We start from the raw sequence: 19,644 nt of genomic DNA on the forward strand, positions 1-19,644 counted from the left end.
CCTCTCAGTAGTAGATATGCGAAGCCTAGTCAGACTTTGGCATCCTGCCATGAGAGAACGGCGGCCCCTGAATGGTTCCGCCGCTGCCACATGAAACTGTCGTTACTCGGCGATCAGCGCTTCGACCTTGACGATCTGCGCCTGCAGCGTGGCCATGTCGGCGCAACGCAGATTGGCGTGGCCAACCTTGCGCCCGGCCTTGAAAGCCTTGCCGTAGTGATGCAAGTGGCAGTCTTCGATGGCGATGACTTTCTCTACCGGCGGAACCACGCCGATGAAGTTGAGCATCGCGCTCTCGCCGACCTTGGCCGTCGAACCCAGCGGCAGGCCGGCAACGGCGCGCAGGTGGTTTTCGAACTGGCTGCACTCGGCGCCTTCGGTGGTCCAGTGCCCGGAGTTGTGCACGCGCGGGGCGATTTCGTTGGCTTTCAAGCCACCGTCGACTTCAAAGAACTCGAACGCCATCACGCCAACGTAGTCGAGTTGCTTGAGCACACGGCTCGAGTAATCTTCGGCCAGCGCCTGCAACGGGTGATCGGTGCTGGCCACGGACAGCTTGAGGATGCCGCTGTCGTGGGTGTTGTGCACCAGCGGATAGAACCTGGTTTCACCATCGCGGGCACGCACGGCGATCAGCGACACTTCACCGGTGAACGGCACGAAGCCTTCCAGCAGGCAGGCCACGCTGCCCAGTTCGGCGAAGGTGCCGACCACATCTTCCGGCTTGCGCAGGACTTTCTGGCCCTTGCCGTCATAACCCAGGGTGCGGGTTTTCAGCACGGCCGGCAGACCGATCGACGCGACAGCAGCGTCCAGATCGGCTTGCGATTGAATGTCGGCGAAGGCCGGGGTCGGGATTCCCAGATCCTTGAACATGCTCTTTTCGAACCAGCGATCGCGAGCGATGCGCAAGGCTTCAGCGCTCGGGTAGACCGGGACGAATTGCGACAGGAATGCCACGGTTTCGGCCGGGACGCTTTCGAACTCGAAGGTCACCAGATCGACTTCATCGGCCAGTTGGCGCAGATGATCCTGATCGCCGTAATCGGCCCGCAGGTGTTCGCCCAGCGCGGCGGCGCAAGCGTCCGGCGCAGGGTCGAGGAAAGCGAAGTTCATGCCCAGCGGGGTGCCCGCCAGGGCCAACATGCGACCCAACTGGCCGCCACCGATTACACCGATCTTCATCTCAACAACCTCAGGCAATACGTGGGTCTGGATTGTCCAGGACGCTGTCTGTCTGCTCGGCACGGAAGGTTTTCAGTACCGCGTGGAACTGCGGATGCTTGGCGCCGAGGATGCTCGCCGAGAGCAGGGCGGCGTTGATCGCGCCGGCCTTGCCGATGGCCAGGGTGGCGACCGGAATGCCGGCGGGCATCTGCACGATCGACAGCAACGAGTCGACGCCCGAGAGCATGGCCGACTGCACGGGCACGCCCAGCACCGGCAGGTGGGTCTTGGCCGCACACATGCCTGGCAAGTGAGCTGCGCCACCGGCACCGGCGATAATCACCTCGATGCCACGGCCTTCAGCCTCTTCGGCGTACTGGAACAGCAGATCCGGGGTACGGTGGGCAGAGACCACCTTGACCTCGTACGGGATGCCGAGCTTTTCCAGCATATCGGCGGTGTGGCTAAGGGTGGACCAATCGGACTTGGAGCCCATGATCACGCCAACCAGTGCACTCATCGTCGCGCCTCTTCTCTCTGGAGCGCCCGCAGGCGCGTCATAAAACAACAAGCCACGCAGGTTGCGTGGCTTGATTGTACGAAAAATGGCCGGACGTGCCGGCCGAAGGCCGCGCAGTATACCGCAAAGAAAGCAATAAACAGCCCCCGAAACGACCATCTGTCAAATGAGCGAAAGGCCCGGTTTTATTGACTTTAAGGTCAGCCAAAAAGATCAAAAGATCGCAGCCTTCGGCAGCTCCTACAGGGATATGCATTCCAATGTAGGAGCTGCCGAAGGCTGCGATCTTTTCAGGAAGCTTGTGCAGCACCGCCCTCAAGCTTGCGCCACAACAGGCGCACGTTGGCCTTGCGCACCAGTGCGCAGCGATACAGACGAATCTCCAGCGGCACGTGCCATTGCGGGCCGCCGCAGACCACCAGTTCGCCGCGCGCCAGTTCCGCTCGCACGCTCAATTGCGGCACCCAGGCAATGCCGAGGCCTTCCAGCGCCATGCTCTTGAGGCTGTCAGCCATCGCGGTTTCGTAAATGGTGGTGAACCGCAGCTGCCGCTGACGCAGCAATCCATTCACCGAACGTCCGAGAAACGCCCCGGCGCTGTAGGCCAGCAATGGCACGCTCGCATCCCCTTCGAGATCGAACAACGGCTTGCCCTCGGCATCCGCCGCGCACACCGGCAACATCTCGGTCTGGCCCAAATGCAGCGACGGAAAAATTTCCGGGTCCATCTGCATCGCCGCGTCCGGGTCGTAGAACGCCAGCATCAGGTCGCAGCCACCCTCGCGCAACGCATGCACCGCATCGCCGACGTTGGTCGCGACCAGCCGCGTGGCAATGTTCAGCCCTTCATTACGCAACTGCGCAATCCAGCGCGGGAAGAAACCCAGTGCCAGCGAGTGAGCCGCAGCCACTTGCATCACCTCACCCTGCCCGCCTTCCAGATGATGTAGATGACGCAGCACTTCACCCAGCTGTTCAACCACGGTGCGCGCGGTCACCAGAAACAACTGCCCCGCCGCCGTCAGTTCGATCGGCGTGCGCGAACGGTTGACCAGCGTCAGCCCCAGCGCAGCCTCCAGACTGCGGATCCGTCGGCTGAAGGCCGGCTGGGTAACGAAGCGTCGTTCGGCCGCCTGCGAGAAGCTGCGGGTGGCGGCCAGAGCACTGAAGTCCTCGAGCCATTTGCTTTCCAGATTCATCACGTCCTCCCGGACACGCACCAAAACAGGTCACACGTCTGCCGCGCAGGCGGCGTCACATGGGCATTATGCCGAATGTGCATAGGGCAGTGCTGAACAGCATTGGCCCAAAAATTCCCACAAGCCTAGCATTCGCAGCGTTCCGGCACAGACCGGGTCCATATCGAGATGATTTCTATCATGTCCTCCGCTGCATCTTTCCGCACAGAAAACGACCTGCTTGGCGCCCTCGAAGTACCGGCTCAAGCGTATTACGGCATCCAGACCCTGCGAGCGGTGAATAACTTCCGTCTCTCCGGCGTTCCGATTTCGCATTACCCGAAACTGGTTGTCGGTCTGGCAATGGTCAAACAGGCCGCTGCTGACGCCAACCGCGAGTTGGGTCACCTGAGCGAAGCCAAGCACGCTGCCATCAGCGAAGCCTGTGCCCGATTGATCCGCGGTGATTACCACGAAGAGTTCGTGGTCGACATGATTCAAGGTGGCGCCGGTACTTCCACCAACATGAACGCCAACGAAGTGATCGCCAACATTGCTCTGGAAGCAATGGGTCACCAGAAAGGCGAGTACCAGTACCTGCACCCGAACGACGACGTCAACATGGCGCAGTCGACCAACGACGCTTACCCGACGGCGATCCGCCTGGGCCTGCTACTCGGTCACGACACCTTGCTGGCCAGCCTCGACAGCCTGATTCAGGCGTTCGCGGCCAAGGGCAAAGAATTCGATCACGTCCTGAAAATGGGCCGTACCCAGTTGCAAGACGCTGTACCGATGACCCTCGGTCAAGAATTCCGTGCCTTCGCCACCACCATGGGCGAAGACCTGGCCCGTCTGAAGACGCTGGCCCCGGAACTGCTGACTGAAGTGAACCTGGGCGGCACCGCGATCGGTACCGGCATCAACGCCGACCCGCGTTATCAAGCGCTGGCGGTTCAGCGTCTGGCACTGATCAGCGGTCAACCGCTGGTTCCAGCCGCCGACCTGATCGAAGCGACTTCCGACATGGGCGCCTTCGTGCTGTTCTCCGGCATGCTCAAGCGCACCGCGGTCAAGCTGTCGAAGATCTGCAACGACCTGCGCCTGCTGTCCAGCGGCCCACGCACCGGCATCAACGAAATCAACCTGCCAGCGCGTCAGCCAGGCAGCTCGATCATGCCCGGCAAGGTCAACCCGGTGATCCCGGAAGCCGTTAACCAGGTAGCGTTCCAGGTCATCGGTAACGATCTGGCGCTGACCATGGCAGCCGAAGGCGGCCAACTGCAACTGAACGTGATGGAGCCTTTGATCGCTTTCAAGATCTTCGACTCGATCCGCCTGCTGCAACGCGCCATGGACATGCTGCGCGAGCACTGCATCGTCGGCATCACCGCCAACGAAGCGCGCTGCCGTGAACTGGTCGAGCACTCGATCGGTCTGGTCACCGCACTGAACCCGTACATCGGCTACAAAAACGCCACCCGTATCGCCGGCCTCGCCCTTGAAAGCGGCCGCGGCGTGCTGGAACTGGTGCGCGAAGAAGGCCTGCTCGACGAAGCCATGCTCGCCGACATCCTGCGCCCGGAAAACATGATTGCTCCGCGTCTGGTTCCGCTTAAAGGCTGAACCGACACGTTACTGGTAGCACCGCTCACCAGGTCGAGGGACTAGACACCTCTCACCTTTTGAGGGCTTGGGGATTTAGTCCCCAAGCCCTTTTTTTTAACTTCTTTGCGGGCAGGACGTTAAATGTTTTGTGTATCTGATACCGCCAAGATCGCAGCCTTCGGCAGCTCCTACATGATCGATGTCCCCCTGTAGGAGCTGCCGAAGGCTGCGATCTTTTGATCTTGCAGCACCCTCGTTTCGTCGCTTGCACCACTACCGTGCAGACGGGCGCGCCACTGATCGGTATAGTGCCGCCCCTCTTCGCGTGAGCGGTCGTCGGTAACGAGGCCATAACCCATGCGAAACCCGAACTAATAACAAACCCGCGAAATGGATCCGCGACGAAACCCTCGCCTCACCTGTTGTGCCGCGCGCAAACCGGTGTAACGCGATGTTTCCGACCTTCCAGCATTTGCTCACACAAAAAACAGCGAGGAAAAATCCATGCTCGAAGTCATTAACGACTTCCTCTCAGGGAAAGTACTGATCGTGCTCATTGTCGGGCTCGGTAGCTACTTCACGATTCGCTCGCGTTTCGTTCAATTGCGTCACTTCTTCCACATGTTCGCGGTGTTCCGCGACAGCCTCAAGGGCAGCGCCGGGCAACTCAGCTCGTTCCAGGCCCTGATGCTCAGCCTTGCCGGCCGTGTCGGTGCAGGCAACATCGCCGGTGTCGGCATCGCCGTGACCCTCGGTGGTCCGGGTGCAGTGTTCTGGATGTGGGTGACCGCACTGGTCGGCATGTCCAGCAGCTTCTTCGAATGCACCCTGGCCCAGGTCTACAAGCGCGCCGATGGCGATGGCTTGTACCGAGGTGGCCCGGCCTACTACATCCAGCACGGCCTGAAGCTCAAAGGCATGGCGGTGGTGTTCTCCATCCTGCTGCTGGTCACCTACGGATTTGCCTTCATTGGCCTGCAGTCCTACACCGTGACCCACTCGCTGCAGAACGCGTTTGACTTCAACCCACAACACACCGGTATCGTCCTGGCGGTGCTGCTGGCCATCACCTTCATCGGCGGCATCAAGCGCATCGCCTCGGTGTCTGACCTGCTGGTACCGATCAAGACCCTGGCCTATATCGGCGTAACTCTGTACGTGATCGGCACCCAGATCGAGCACGTGCCCGCCATGCTGGAAACCATCTTCAAGAGCGCCTTCGGCCTCGACCCGGCGTTCGGCGGCCTGCTCGGCAGCGCCATCGTCATGGGCGTGAAGCGTGGCGTGTTTGCCAACGAAGCGGGTCTGGGCAGTGCGCCGAACGTCGCTGCCGTGGCCGCCGTGAAGCATCCGGGCGCGCAAGGCGTGGTCCAGGCTTTCAGCGTGTTCCTCGACACCTTCGTGATCTGCACCTGCACCGCGCTGCTGATCCTGCTGTCGGGCTTCTACACCCCGGGCTTCGAAGGTGACGGCATCGTCCTGACCCAGAACTCGCTGGCCGCTGTGGTCGGTGACTGGGGTCGCATGTTCGTCAGCGTCGCGCTGTCGCTGTTCGTCTTCACCTGCATCCTCTACAACTACTACCTGGGCGAGAACAGCTTGCAGTTCCTCACCCGCAACCGCGCCGCGCTGATGATTTTCCGCGGCCTGGTGCTGGCGCTGGTGGTCTGGGGTTCGATGCAGGACCTGTCGACCGTGTTCGCCTTCGCCGACATCACCATGACCTGCCTGGCCTTCGTCAACCTGGTGGCCCTGGCCATGCTGTTCAAGGTCGGCATGCGCGTGATGCGCGACTACGACGGGCAGCGCCGCGCCGGCGTCAAACAGCCCGTGTTCGACTCGAGCAAATTTGCCGATCTGGACCTGGACCTGAAAGCCTGGCCGGCCAACCCGGCGGATGTTGTCGGCAAGACCGAAGCCGAGCCGCAAGGCGTGCCTGCAGCGCAACGCTGACAGGTGAATGACGGGCGCATCCCCTGCGCCCGTCAGTTACAGTTCGGAAAACTGTGGGAGCGAGCTTGCTCGCGAATGCAGTCATTCAGTTGATACATACACTGACTGACACACCGCTTTCGCGAGCAAGCTCGCTCCCACAGGACCTCATCTTTCGGAGAATCCCCATGAATTCGTCGACCTACCCCGCCGCCCAGCACGTCATGGTGCTCTACACCGGTGGCACCATCGGCATGCAGGCAAGCGCCAATGGTCTGGCCCCGGCGTCCGGCTTCGAAGCGCGGATGCGCGACTACCTGCAGAGCCAGCCTGAACTTGTTGTACCGCAGTGGCGCTTCCGGGAAATGTCGCCGCTGATCGACAGCGCCAACATGACCCCGGCCTATTGGCAGCAGCTGCGTGAAGCGGTGGTTGATGCCGTGGACGTGCAAGGCTGCGACAGCGTGCTGATCCTGCACGGCACCGACACCCTGGCCTACAGCGCGGCGGCGATGAGCTTCCAGTTTCTGGGGCTGAATGCTCGCGTGTGCTTCACCGGTTCCATGCTGCCGGCGGGCGTCACCGACAGCGATGCCTGGGAAAACCTCAGCGGCGCACTGGTTGCTCTCGGCCAGGGCCTGGCGCCGGGCGTGCACTTGTACTTCCACGGCGAACTGCTGGCGCCGACCCGTTGCGCGAAAGTGCGCAGCTTCGGCCGTCATCCGTTCAAGCGTCTGGAGCGTCAGAGCGGCGGTGCCAAAGCCCCTTCGATTCCAGCGTCGTTGAACTACAACCAACCGAAACAACTGGCCAAAGTCGCCGTGCTGCCGTTGTTCCCGGGTATCAGCGCCGGGATTGTCGACGGCCTGCTCGACGGCGGCATTCAAGGTCTGGTGCTGGAGTGCTACGGCAGCGGCACCGGACCGAGCGACAACCCTGAGTTTCTCGCCAGCCTCGGCCGCGCGCGGGACGACGGTGTGGTGGTGGTCGCGGTCACGCAGTGCCATGAAGGCGGTGTGGAGCTGGATGTGTACGAGGCTGGCAGTCGTTTGCGCGGTGTTGGCGTGTTGTCAGGTGGCGGCATGACTCGCGAGGCGGCATTTGGCAAGTTGAATGGGCTGCTCGGTGCCGGCCTGGCGACAGACGAAGTCCGTCGACTGGTAGAGCTGGATTTGTGTGGTGAGCTGATCTGAGCATGGCTCCGGATTGGCCCTCACCCTAACCCTCTCCCAGAGGGAGAGGGGACTGACCTTAGTGTCTTGCGCTATACGCCGACCTGAAAGAAGGTGTCGATTGTGGATTCGGCAAAGTTTTTTCACGTCGGCGTATCTCTCCAATATCCCCCGATCGGCCCCCTCTCCCTTTGGGAGAGGGCTGGGGTGAGGGGCTGATGCGGCATGCAACTTGCTGCGCTCCAGTCATCCCCAGGCTGGAAGATCTTATGCTGCACTCCCACCTCACCACCCTCAACGCCGTATCGCTGATCCTCAACACCTTCAAGGCGGAAGGCCTGTCGAGCGAAGCGTTGCTGGCCGGCAGCGGCATCAGTGCGGCAGATCTGAACCGTGCCGACACCCGGATCACCACCAATCAGGAGATGCAGGTCTGCGCCAACGCGGTCGCGCTCAAGCACGATATCGGTCTGGAACTGGGCCGGCGCATGCACGTGTCCTGCTACGGCATCCTCGGTTACGCCTTGCTGACTTGTGCCACCTTCGGTGACGCTTTGCGCCTGGCGATCCGTTATCCGGCGTTGCTGGGAACACTTTTCGAACTGAGTCTGGAAGACGACGGCGAGCGCGTCTGGTTCGTCGCTGCCGATTATCGCGAGTGCCCGGCGATGGCGGTGTTCAACGCCGAGTTCTGCCTGGTGTCGCTGAAAGTCATTTGCGATGACTTGCTCGGGCATCCGCTGCCCTTGCGCGCGACGCGGTTCGAGCACGGCGCGCCGGACTATCGCGACAGCTACGCCGAACACTTCAACTCGCCCCTGCACTTCGCCGCCAAGGACAACGCCTTTGCCTTCGATCGGCATTGGCTCGACCAGCCACTGCCGTTGGCGGATGCCATCACCCACCAAGCCATGGCCGAGCGGTGCCGGAAGCAGAATCTTGAGTTCACCGGGCGTCAGGCGTGGCTGGGGCGGATTCGCCAGTTGCTCAGCGCGCAACTGAATGCTGCGCCGGGACTGGAAGGTCTGGCGCAGCAGATGAAGTGTTCGCCGCGCACCTTGCGCCGGCATTTGAAAGACATGGGCAGCAGCTATCAGGAACTGCTCGATGAGCTGCGTTTCGAGCGGGCCAAGCAGATGTTGTGTGAGGATCAATTGCCGATCTACCGCATCGCCGAAACGCTGGGCTTTAGCGAGACCGCGAGCTTCCGCCATGCCTTTGTGCGCTGGAGCGGCGTGGCGCCGAGCCAGTTCAGGGCCTGAAGATCAAAAGATCGCAGCCTTCGGCAGCTCCTACAGGGATCGGTGCAGGAGCTGCCGAACGCTGCGATCTTTTGATTTTAAAGGGGCGAATTGCGGTCATGATTTTTGGCCATATCGATCCCCTTTTGGCCTTTCCTGCCGTTCTCCGATTCGATCCGCGCCGCAACACTGGGGGCAACCGAATCAGCCCTGCGGAGAACAACAAATGCTGACGATCTACTCGGACGATCACCACCTGCACCATGGCCGCTGCGAACTCATCGATGGCCAGCTCAAGCCTTGCTTCGAGATGCCGTCGCGCGCCGACCATGTGCTGCAGCGCGTAAAAAACCAGAACCTCGGCCCGGTCGAGGCACCCAGGGATTTCGGTCTGGAGCCGATCGCCCGCATCCACAGCCACGACTATCTCGATTTTTTCAAAGGCGCATGGGATCGCTGGACTGAACACAACACCGACGGCGATCTGCTGCCCTACACCTGGCCGGCGCGCACCCTGCGGGCAATCAAACCGACCAGCCTGCATGGTCAGCTCGGTTATTACAGCTTCGACGGCGGCGCACCGATCACCGCCGGTACATGGCAAGCGGCCTACAGCGCGGCGCAGGTTGCCCTGACGGCTCAAGCGCAAATCCAGCGTGGCGCGCGCGGTGCCTTCGCCCTGTGCCGCCCACCGGGACACCACGCCGCCAGCGATTTGATGGGCGGTTATTGCTACCTCAACAACGCCGCCATCGCCGCGCAGGCGTTCCTCGATCAGGGCCACAAGAAGGTCGCGATCCTCGACGTCGACTATCACCACGGCAACGGCACGCAGTCGATTTTCTATGCGCGCAGCGACGTGCTGTTCACCTCGATCCACGGCCACCCGGAAGCGGAATTCCCGTTCTTTCTCGGTTACGACGATGAGCGTGGCGAAGGTGCCGGTGAAGGTTTCAACTTCAACTATCCATTGCCCGCAGGCTCCGGCTGGGACGTGTGGAGTGCGGCGCTGGATCAGGCCTGCGATGAAATCGACCGTTACGGTGCCGACGTCATTGTCGTGTCGCTCGGCGTCGATACGTTCAAGGACGACCCGATTTCGCAGTTCAAACTCGACAGCCCGGACTATCTGGCGATGGGCAAGCGCATCGCCGCACTCGGCAAACCGACGCTGTTCGTCATGGAGGGCGGTTACGCGGTGGAGGAAATCGGCATCAATGCGGTGAACGTGCTAGAGGGATTTGAACAATAACCAGGCACCCGTCGCACCTGTAAAAAAACCGACCCGCCCCACGCGGGTCTTTTTTCGCCTGCAATATTTATGTACCGCACGCGCCCCGCAGCCCGCCTCTACCTTGCCCGCAACCGCCGCCCTTTCGGCGCGCCCATCAGAGCAGGAGTTGCCCATGCCCGAAATCCCCTCGCCCAGCGCCGTCGATGTCGTGACGCAACTGGTGACCGGCCCTTCGATCCAAGAAGTTGCCTCGAAAACACTGCAACCGGCCCTCAAGACGCTGTACCCGGAGATCGATCTCGACCCGCAGTCGGCCATGGTCGTGAGACCGACCTGGGTCGTCGAAGGTGATCAAGTCGTCCCCGGTCGCCACCTGATCGAATCGCTGACGGACACGCTGGTCCGCCTGGGCCTCTCCGGTACCACGGTGGCGTATCTCGACGGTGAACATTATCTGACTTTACAGCCCGACTTGCCCTCAGCCATCCAGCTGCCAGTGAAAATCAGCGCGATCGGCAAACTGCTCAATGAGCTGGCACCGCTGCTGTTCGTCGCCTACAAGGAACACCATGTCAATTACTGGGACGAATTCACCTACCCGGGACAACCGCGCTGGCAGCAGCTGTCACAGGCTTTGCAAAACTTGTGGAAGGCCGACGCGAACACTGACTGGGATGCCGACCAGCGCGCCATGGTCGAGGCGGTCTACACGCATCCGGACAAAAACCAGCGGCTGCCCACCGACAAATACCAGACACGCGCCTGCCTGATCGATCTGGACCGCGGCGAAGGTGATGACCAGACCCACGTGACCCTGCTCGATACCGCCGTACTGATCGGCACCAGCGGCAAGCGCACCTTGATCATGACCCACTCGGTGATTCAGGGGTTCGAGCACTTCGAGTCGCTGGAAAAACTCGGTGAAGCCCTGCCGAATCGTTATTGGAAAGGCGCCTCCGGTGCCGGACTGAAGTGGCGCCTGGTCGAACCCCAAGGCAATTTCTTCGACTATCAAGCCTGCACGCTGATCGCGCTGGAGGCCGAAGCGTTGGGTGCGATCAATTTTTTCCAGGGCTCGAACGCCAGCGAGCTTTACCCGCACACCGGGACTGTTGGCAATCCTCGTGAACCGACACCGCGCCTCAAACCCCATATCGACCGTCTGCGCCCGATGCTGCCCGACTGGCTCGACAACGCTGCCCCCGCCGATCAAACCCGATACAGCCGGCATTTGCTGGACCTGACTACGGTGCAGCATACGAACAAGGGGAAATCCTTCCAGAGCGAAGTCATCGGCCTGCAAGCTTTCACCCGTGATGCCTTGAAAAAACAGATGCTCAAGGATCATCCGCTGGCCGGCGAAGTGAAGATCGATGACATCGAAATCAGCATCACCAGCCTGGTGGTGTGGGGCACGTTTGTCTTGCCGGGCAATACACAGACCCAGACGTTGTCGCTCATTGAACTCGCCCTGCAGAACCTCGCGGGGCTGCCGATTGGCAATAAAACCGTCCGTTACAAGGATGGCAGCGCGCTGCCTGTGTGGCTGACCGCAAGCTACGTGGAACAACTGGTGAGCAGCGTCGATATCGGCAAGACCTACCCGGCGCACCTGCAAAACCTGCTGGTCGACGACAGCGAGCAGGCAGCGGCGCTGCAAGCGCTATACACCAGCCAATTGCCCATCGAGCTGCCGTTGCTGGCGTTGCAACACAAGATACAAGGCAAGGCCGGCATTACCGAGCAGGGTTACCGCTATGTCGTTGCCGCATTGGCCAACACCGACGCTGAACGCCATGTTGATCGCGAAGAAATTGTCATTCGTCCGCTGGCGTTCATGGCCCATCGCAGCCGTTCACAGGCGGACACCGTCAACAACATGTTCGTTATCGGCCCGCGTGAAGTGGCTAAAGGACCGTGCGTGCTTTACCGGCCACTGTTCGAAATGGCGCTGATGCAGTTCCCCTCCCACACCAATCTGCTGTACGAAATCCAGCATTCACAACATCTGCGCGAGTCGGTGCTGGCCTGGTTGCCGGACGATGTGCGCTTCAACTACAGCCAGTTCGTCTTCACCGCCCGACTGCCTTCGGTCTGGACGATCCCGCAATCGCTGGTGAACCCTTTCACCGCCCTCGACATGTCCGGCCCCGTCGCCCTGGCGACTGCGATGATTGAATACGATGTACTGGGGACGCTGCATGACAGCAACGTGCAGGCGGTCATTACCCAGGCTGATCGCCAGTCGGTCTCCGACGCAGAAGCACGTTGGGCGACGCTCAAACACGGCGGCTGGGTGATGTTCAATGCGGCATTGCCATTCCTGGGACGCAGCGTCGGTACAGCGGCGTGGATCTGGCAGATCATGGACGATCTGCAAGAGATCAGCGACGTCGCCAATGAGCAATCCGGCAAGATCGCCTGGACCGCACTGGCCGACATTCTTCTGGCGTTGGGCATGGTCCTCGCCCATCGCGCAGCGGTTGGCGACCAGCCAATCAGCGAGTCGATCCCGCAGGAAGAACCCGCACCGACGGTCAAACCCGACATCGTCGCCAGCAAACCGGTGCAGTTGCCGGACGTCACCAGCACTGCACTGCCCATTACCCATGAGACAGTGGTCAACCCCTTCACTGCACTGAAGCGCTCGCCCGTCGCACTGGCCGCGCTGCTCGACAGTTTTCAGATCGCCAAACCCAAAGGCATCGGCGATGTCGCCAGCGAGGGCACGCACAGACACCTCTATCCCCGTCAGAAACAATGGTTCGCCCCCGTGGGCAGGCGCTGGTTCGAAGTCACCATCAATGAACACGCCGAAGTGCAGATCATCGACTCACGCCAGCAACCGTCACGTAACGGACCGGTGCTGACCCGCACCGCCAACGGTCAATGGGTGATCGACCTTCGATTGCGCCTGCGGGGCGGTGGACTCGACATCGCTCATCAGGAGGTTCAGGACGCCAATAAAATGGACGCCGTACAACTGACCGCAGAAATCAGCGCTTTCGACGCCACGATGCAAGACAAGACGGTGCAACGTGACGCCGATCACGACGCGTTAACAGGCGCGCTGCCGGAAGCCCGGGTTCAGGCACGCCAGCAGTATCTGGCGACGCTCGACTCCCAGCGCCAGGCCTACGGTACGAGCATCGAACAGATCAAGGCGCTGCATCAAAAACAACCCATCCCCAACTATCGGGAAGTGATGATTCAGCGACTGGAGATGCAGTTGTTTCTTGGGCAGGAATGGCTTGAGATTCACTCCACAGAGCTCAAAGCCAACTTGAAAACCATGCAGGCGATGCTTGCCGACGAAGCCGGTTTCGCACAGCGGTCATTTATTCAGATTTTTGAAGAAATGACTGATCAGATTCAGGCCATCATTGAAAAAACAGAGTTGGCCGAAACGCGTTTCGATGAATTGAAGTTGTTGGGAAAAAAAGCGGTCGAAGTGGTTCACACCTATCGCAAGGCACTGCCCGAATATGATTTGAACGACCTCAAACTGTTGCAGATCAGTCTCGGCCAGGAGATCTGCATCAAGGCCGGTGAAACAGCGACTGCGGCCAACGCCTATAAGGCGCTTGCCAGTCTCATCGAAGACGCGGCGCTGAGCATCCAGAGCACGTTGAATCTGACCGCCGATGAAAGCCTGGACAACCTGCGCGAACGTACGGATGGCTTGAGCAACGTCGCCGAACAGCTTTCCACCGTTGATCAACGCTTGGGCGATCTGCTCATCGACTATCCCGAGCAGATTTACACCGAGCGACTGGAAAATGTGCGCAAACGAGTGATCGGGTTCAAGGCGCGCACGGATACCAAGCTGGCCGAGCTGCTGCGTTACAAGCATCTGCTGGAACCGACACCGGGTCCTTCGAAGCCGGGATCATCGACGCGCCAGATCATCAAGACCAAATCCAGGGGCACGGTGGTCGGTGTCCGGAAAAAGCGCATCAAAGGTCAAAACTCCGACGTGGTGGAAGTACGGAGCCCCCTGAAAGGAGTCATCGCAACATTCGAGGAAGAGTCACCCGGTGTCTGGGTCGAACAACGCACGGCAAAACCCAAACCGCCCAAGGCCAGTGCCTCCCTCAATACCAGCATTCGTGAAGGTCAGGCCCTGATCGACGGGTTGGACGCATTCCACAGCCGTATGGAGGCCCAGCTAAAACGGGGGCGGCGCATTCCTGTCGAAGTTGAGGAGGACTATCACAAGCATGCCGCTGCCTTGCGCGAAGCCAACGCGGCGATCGATGAAGCATTGACTACCAGCAATCTGACCGCCGACCTCAAGAAGCCGACCGAGGAGCTCGGCCACAAGCTTGACGAGGCCGCCAACTCCCTTGAGGAAAAAGGCACCAGCACCCGCGTCATGCTGGTCAAGCAACAGCCACCGACCGCGGCTGGCGTTCAGTGGCTGAAAGACCAAGGCGAAGTGAAGATCTTACAAACCGTGACTCGACGCCGGCTCAAAGGTGCGGACCTCGGTTTTCTCGACGAGTACGAAATCCGCGACGCTCACAACAACAAGGTCGTGTGCTACGCACATTTTCACTACAGCAGCGTGAAAGCCCCCGTCGCGCCATTTCCTGTCGGGCATATGAAAACCGTGGCTCAGCGACGCATGGGAGGGGCCTATGAGCCGCGTTTTCTGAGTAATCAGGCGCTGATCGAAATCCATCGCAGCGGTATTTCCGACAGTTCTGCGCGATCGCTGTTTCTCACACCTGCCACGCCTGGCGCAACCGAGTCAGCGCCGCTTTGATCGCCGGCTCAGGTACGGCGGCGAAGCCCAGGACCAGTCCGGCACGCTGCGCCAGCGGCGTCGACGAATCCGGCAGCCAGTAACTGCTCAAGCCGTTGATCTCCACGTCGGCGCGGGCGGCTTGTTCGATCAATTGCCGCTCGCGCTCGATGCTGTCAACCGCCACGGTCAAGTGCAGTCCGGCCGAGACCGCAGGCAAATCGCCGACGCCGGCAATGGCGCTCGGCCAGCCGTCGAGCAAGGCATTGCGCCGGCGCAGGGCGGCGCGGCGCATGCGCCGGATATGCCGCTGGAAATGCCCGGCGGCCATGAATTCGGCCATGACTGCTTGCGTACTCACCTCGGAATGCCGGACATCCACAGCCCGGCGTTGCGAGAACGCATCCACCAGCCCCGGCGGCAAAACCAAATACCCAAGGCGCAGCGCCGGAAACGCGACCTTGCCGAACGTGCCGACATACAGCACGCGGCCCTGTCGATCGAGTGCCGCCAACGGTGCCAGCGGCGCGCCGGTGTAACGGTATTCGCCGTCGTAGTCGTCCTCGACGATCCAGCCTTGGCAGCGCTCGGCCCAGGCTAGCAGTTCGAGGCGTCGCGCCAGGCTCATCACCACGCCGGTCGGGTACTGATGTGAGGGCGTCACATACGCCACGCGACAATCCCCGGTGGCCGAGAGCGCCGAGCAATCCATGCCCTCTTCGTCCACGGCAATGCCGTGCAAACGAGCGCCCGCCACGGCGAACGCATGACCGGCCGCGCGGTAGCCAGGATTCTCAATCGCCACACCGTCGCCCGGCTCCACCAGCAACTGTGCACAAAGGCTAATGCCTTGCTGTGCGCCGCTGGTGATCACAATTTGCTCAGGTGAACACTGCATGCCGCGCGAACTGCGCAAATAGGCAGCGATCATTGCACGCAGGCGCGCATCGCCGGACGGATCGCCGTAACACAGTTGCTCCAGATCCGGTTTACGCCAGAAAGCCGCATTCAGCTTGGCCCACACCTCGAACGGGAACAGATCAAACGCCGGAACACCCACCCTGAATGCTCGCGGCGGACCACTCGGTGGGCGGGCCAAATGGTTCTTTTCGATGCGCGAAAAATTATCGCTGTGGATAACTTTACTGGATGGAATCACAGGTAAATCCAGCCAATTTGTGGATAAGGCTGTGGGTAAGCCTGTTGAAAACCCTGTGGATACTTTTGTGGATAGTTTCTTCGGCGAAGCGGCTACCGGCATCAGTTGTGCGACGTAGGTGCCATCCCCTACCCGCCCTTCAATAAAGCCTTCGGCATACAGTTGATCGTAGGCGCGCACCACGCTGTTGCGGGAGATTCCCAACGCCGCCGACAGATCGCGACTGGCCGGCAACCGCGTACCACTCGCCAGCCGCCCATCCAGCACACGCAGGCGCAATGCCTGATAAAGCTGACGACTCAAGCCCTGGCGGCGATCAAGCTCGATACCGGCAGGGTTGAATGGCATGGACAACGTTGGCGAATCGGGCATGGCAATGGACCTATGAAATTGGTCATCAATGGCTCTTACAACAGACCAATAGCCTGCCTACGATGCAGGCATTCGCCAAGGAAAATTTGTCCATGTACACACCTCGCGCCTTTGCCATCGAAGACCTCTCCCAACTGCACGAACTGATCCTTGCTACCCGCCTCGCCATTCTGGTGAGCCACGGCGAAAGTGGCTTGCAGGCCAGCCATGTGCCGGTGCTGCTGCATTGCGAACAAGGCGAGTACGGCACGCTCTACGGACACCTGGCCCGTGCCAACCCACAGTGGAAAGACCTGCGCGACGGCGCCGAAGCCATGCTGATCTTCGCCGGCGCCGATGCCTACATCAGCCCGGGCTTTTACCCGAGCAAGGCCGAGCACGGCAAAGTCGTGCCTACCTGGAACTACATCGCCGTGCATGCCTATGGCCACGCCGAAACCTTCAGCGATGGTGGAAGGCTGCTCGACATCGTCAGCACCCTCACCAACCGCCATGAGGCCGGTCGCGTGCAACCGTGGTCAGTCGACGACGCGCCCGCCGATTACATCGACGGCATGCTCAAGGCCATCGTCGGTTTTGCCATTCCCATCGACCGGCTCGAAGGCAAACGCAAACTCAGCCAGAACCGCAGCGCCGAAGACATTGCCGGCGTGCGCGAAGGCCTGGCGGCCAGCCCGCAAATCAATGATCAAACCCTCGCCCGATTGATGCGCTAAGGAAATCACCATGAGTCAGATCGACATTCGCCAGGTCAGCGCCGACGACCACGCCGCGTGGCTGCCGCTGTGGCAGGCGTACCTGCGTTTCTACAATACCGAACTGCCGCAAGCGGTGACGGAAAGTACCTGGCAGCGTTTTCTCGACCCGGGCGAGCCAACCCACGCGGCCTTGGCGTGGGCCGACGGTAAAGCCGTGGGCCTGGTGCATTACATCTACCATCGCTCGAACTGGAGCATCGAAAACTCCTGCTACCTGCAAGATTTGCTGGTCGAGGAACACACTCGCGGCAGCGGCGTTGGCCGTCTGCTGATCGAACACGTCTACGCCACGGCCAAGGCCGACGGCTGCTGCAAAGTCCATTGGCTGACCCACGAGACCAACGCCGCCGCGATCCAGCTCTACGAGCGCATTGCCGAGCGCCCGGGGTTCATCCAGTTTCGCCAAGCCCTTTAAGGAGAGACGCTCATGACCGCTTCACTTGCCGACTGGAAAGGCGTCCCCGCCCCCACGACCACGCTGCTCGAAGGCCGTTTCATCCGCCTGGAAAGACTCGACCCGGCGCGCCACGCCGACGAGCTGTTCAACGCCCTGCAAGGCCCCGGCGCCGACCCGAAACTCTGGGATTATTTGCCCTACGGCCCGTTCCCGGAGCGCAGTGTGTTCAATGACTGGCTGAACAATCACGCCGCCAGCAGCGACCCGTATTTCTTCAGCGTCATCGACCGCGCCAGCGGCCAGGTGCAAGGCATCCTCAGCCTGATGTCGATCGTCCCTGCTCAGGGTCGCATCGAAATCGGCCACGTCACCTTCGGCGCACCGATGCAGCGCTCGCCGAAAAGCACCGAGGCGGTTTATCTGCTGGGCAAATACGCCTTCGAGCTGGGCTATCGTCGCCTGGAATGGAAGTGCAACAACGGCAACGCCCGCTCCAAATACGCGGCCGAGCGTTTGGGCTTCAGTTTTGAAGGCGTGTTCCGCCAGCACATGGTGGTCAAGGGGCAGAACCGCGATACCGCGTGGTACTCGATTCTGGATGGAGAATGGCCGGCGATTGCGGCAGGGTTCGAGCAATGGTTGAGTGATGAAAACCAGACACCGACCGGGCAGGTGAAAGGCTTGGTCGAGTGCCGAAGCTAAACCCTTAAAAGCAAAAGATCGCAGCCTGCGGCAGCTCCTACACAGGTTAAATGTAGGAGCTGCCGCAGGCTGCGATCTTTTGATCTTCAGCTGATATCCCGCCGTACTCTAACCACGCCCATTTTCATCCCAAACGGACGGAACACGGCGTTCAACGACTTCAGCGTCTGATTACCTTCACCGTGCTCGATGTGCACCAGGGTACGAACCGAGATTTTGCACATTTTCGCGAACTGGGTTTGATGCAACCCCGTCACTTCTACACGTAAGCGGCGAACGGCTTCGCCGATCTCAAGCGTTCCCTGGGCCAGCGCTTCCCGTATGTTTTCAATAAGCACAGTGCGTTCGGCAACGGTCAGGCTCATTTCAGATCCCACTCTTTCAATCGCTGCTCCAGATTTTTCAATGCGATGCCTGGGTGATTCATGGTTCGGTCCGGCAGGCCACTCTCGGTCAAAATATCGGGAAGGGCCGCGAGGCGTTGTGCATCCAGACGCAGGCGCTCGAATGAATCCGGCGCGCCAGCCAAAGGGAACGATGTCATGAATGAAGGCTGGCACATTCGATCGCCGGCTATCCCAATCCAACGGACACCGTGCACTCACAGCCTTTGAGAACGGTGACCCTATCTCGTCGAAGTTATCGACGAGGTAAGTGGTTTGATAACCGAAATCGCAGCGACTTTCGAAACCCTTTTCGGGGTCAGCGAAACTCAGATTCATCGCGTCATGCCATCGCCCCGCCGTGAAAATCTGTAATGTCAGGTTGTACATGAGCTTTTTCACCTGCATTTAAATGCATTTTTGCGAAGAATCTTGCAGCTACAAATGCAATATAGTGCATATTTTGTATAAGTTTATAAGCTCGTCTGCAACAAAATGCAGATATGCCATGACGTATGCCAATTCAATCAAGCATCAATAACGTATTTCCCAACCAGTGCGCTGGCGGCACATGCGCAGGCGCCGCCAGCGCGTTGATCACGTCGTTGGCACTAACTTATCCAGCACCCGATTGACCGCCAGCTCTGCCAGCATCACCACTTGAGCGATGCCTTGCAGGGTTTTGCGGTGGGTTCCTTCAACCTGCGCGATATGGTTGTTGATAATGACGGTGGCCGAGCCGAGGGTCTCACTGGCATCTACCAGCAAGGACTCGTTGTCGGCCTCGGGACTGGCCATGTACAGCGTGTTGGGCTTGTAAGGCGCGGCCATGATGTCGGCCGCCGATGGGCCGAGATAGTGGTCGAGGGCGCGCTCGGCGGCTTCGTGAAATTTCTTTGAATCGGGCGATTCGTAGGGGGATGCCGGATCGGGGATCGGCGGGTTTGGCGTTACTTTGAACATCGGAATGTACCTTTGTAAGGCCGCACCATCCCGCTGCTAAACGATAGGGTGGCGGCTATGCGCAAGTTAGCAGACCGGTCATTCCGAAACCCGGCGCACCCGAAGATGCCA

General features: G+C 60.3%; 15 protein-coding genes. 9 read left to right on the forward strand and 6 right to left on the reverse strand.

The genetic code is table 11. The features are described from left to right. Positions 1–102: 102 nt before the first annotated feature. The 3 genes from P3G59_RS28965 to P3G59_RS28975 form a co-directional block, all read right to left on the reverse strand. Positions 103–1,185: a 5-(carboxyamino)imidazole ribonucleotide synthase gene (locus P3G59_RS28965; protein WP_047297318.1), complete on the reverse strand. Its 1,083-nt coding sequence runs from the start codon at positions 1,183–1,185 to the stop codon at positions 103–105. A gap of 10 nt (positions 1,186–1,195) precedes the next feature. Beyond that, positions 1,196–1,687, reverse strand: a complete 492-nt coding sequence (gene purE / locus P3G59_RS28970) for a 5-(carboxyamino)imidazole ribonucleotide mutase (protein WP_007954291.1) — start codon at positions 1,685–1,687, stop codon at positions 1,196–1,198. Between the two features lie 290 nt (positions 1,688–1,977). Next, positions 1,978–2,886, reverse strand: a complete 909-nt coding sequence (locus P3G59_RS28975) for a LysR substrate-binding domain-containing protein (RefSeq protein WP_093429621.1) — start codon at positions 2,884–2,886, stop codon at positions 1,978–1,980. Between the two features lie 180 nt (positions 2,887–3,066). On the opposite strand from P3G59_RS28975, the gene aspA reads away from it, so the two are divergent. The 6 genes from aspA to P3G59_RS29005 all read left to right on the forward strand — a co-directional run bounded on the left by aspA (position 3,067) and on the right by P3G59_RS29005 (position 14,820). Further along, positions 3,067–4,491 (forward strand): aspartate ammonia-lyase, encoded by a 1,425-nt coding sequence (gene aspA / locus P3G59_RS28980; RefSeq protein WP_053125149.1) that lies wholly within the window; start codon positions 3,067–3,069, stop codon positions 4,489–4,491. Positions 4,492–4,977: 486 nt separating this feature from the next. Continuing rightward, the gene (locus P3G59_RS28985) at positions 4,978–6,426 is read left to right on the forward strand and encodes an alanine/glycine:cation symporter family protein (protein WP_277759888.1); all 1,449 of its coding nucleotides are present in this window, start codon (positions 4,978–4,980) and stop codon (positions 6,424–6,426) included. 167 nt (positions 6,427–6,593) lie between these two features. Further along, on the forward strand, positions 6,594–7,598 hold the full coding sequence (locus tag P3G59_RS28990) for an asparaginase (RefSeq protein WP_277759889.1): 1,005 nt from the start codon (positions 6,594–6,596) through the stop codon (positions 7,596–7,598). A 248-nt stretch (positions 7,599–7,846) separates the two neighbouring features. Further along, positions 7,847–8,839, forward strand: coding sequence for an AraC family transcriptional regulator (locus P3G59_RS28995; protein ID WP_277759890.1), 993 nt, complete (start codon positions 7,847–7,849; stop codon positions 8,837–8,839). Between the two features lie 205 nt (positions 8,840–9,044). Continuing rightward, the gene (locus P3G59_RS29000) at positions 9,045–10,070 is read left to right on the forward strand and encodes a histone deacetylase family protein (RefSeq protein WP_277759891.1); all 1,026 of its coding nucleotides are present in this window, start codon (positions 9,045–9,047) and stop codon (positions 10,068–10,070) included. A 154-nt stretch (positions 10,071–10,224) separates the two neighbouring features. Then, positions 10,225–14,820, forward strand: coding sequence for a DUF6543 domain-containing protein (locus P3G59_RS29005; RefSeq protein ID WP_277759892.1), 4,596 nt, complete (start codon positions 10,225–10,227; stop codon positions 14,818–14,820). Here the strand turns inward: P3G59_RS29005 and P3G59_RS29010 are convergent. Then, positions 14,777–16,330 carry a PLP-dependent aminotransferase family protein gene (locus P3G59_RS29010; RefSeq protein WP_277759893.1) on the reverse strand — a complete coding sequence of 518 codons (1,554 nt, stop codon included), beginning with the start codon at positions 16,328–16,330 and terminating at the stop codon, positions 14,777–14,779. The two genes, P3G59_RS29005 and P3G59_RS29010, sit on opposite strands and share 44 nt — an antisense overlap. A gap of 92 nt (positions 16,331–16,422) precedes the next feature. Here P3G59_RS29010 and P3G59_RS29015 point away from each other — a divergent pair, with 92 nt between their 5' ends. Genes P3G59_RS29015 through P3G59_RS29025 form a run of 3 tightly spaced genes read left to right on the forward strand, consistent with a single transcriptional unit; the run spans position 16,423 to position 18,187 of the window. After that, on the forward strand, positions 16,423–17,046 hold the full coding sequence (locus P3G59_RS29015) for an FMN-binding negative transcriptional regulator (protein WP_277759894.1): 624 nt from the start codon (positions 16,423–16,425) through the stop codon (positions 17,044–17,046). A 10-nt stretch (positions 17,047–17,056) separates the two neighbouring features. Then, on the forward strand, positions 17,057–17,503 hold the full coding sequence (locus P3G59_RS29020) for a GNAT family N-acetyltransferase (protein WP_277759895.1): 447 nt from the start codon (positions 17,057–17,059) through the stop codon (positions 17,501–17,503). Positions 17,504–17,515: 12 nt separating this feature from the next. Continuing rightward, positions 17,516–18,187: a GNAT family protein gene (locus tag P3G59_RS29025; RefSeq protein WP_277759896.1), complete on the forward strand. Its 672-nt coding sequence runs from the start codon at positions 17,516–17,518 to the stop codon at positions 18,185–18,187. 86 nt (positions 18,188–18,273) lie between these two features. Here the strand turns inward: P3G59_RS29025 and P3G59_RS29030 are convergent, their stop codons facing one another. Both P3G59_RS29030 and P3G59_RS29035 read right to left on the reverse strand, forming a co-directional pair. After that, positions 18,274–18,552, reverse strand: a complete 279-nt coding sequence (locus P3G59_RS29030; RefSeq protein WP_277762217.1) for a helix-turn-helix transcriptional regulator — start codon at positions 18,550–18,552, stop codon at positions 18,274–18,276. A 615-nt stretch (positions 18,553–19,167) separates the two neighbouring features. Next, complete coding sequence (locus P3G59_RS29035) at positions 19,168–19,533, reverse strand: DUF6124 family protein (protein ID WP_277759897.1); 366 nt, start codon at positions 19,531–19,533, stop codon at positions 19,168–19,170. Positions 19,534–19,644 lie beyond the last annotated feature (111 nt).

It is taken from the genome of Pseudomonas sp. A34-9, from assembly GCF_029543085.1.
GTDB lineage: Bacteria > Pseudomonadota > Gammaproteobacteria > Pseudomonadales > Pseudomonadaceae > Aquipseudomonas.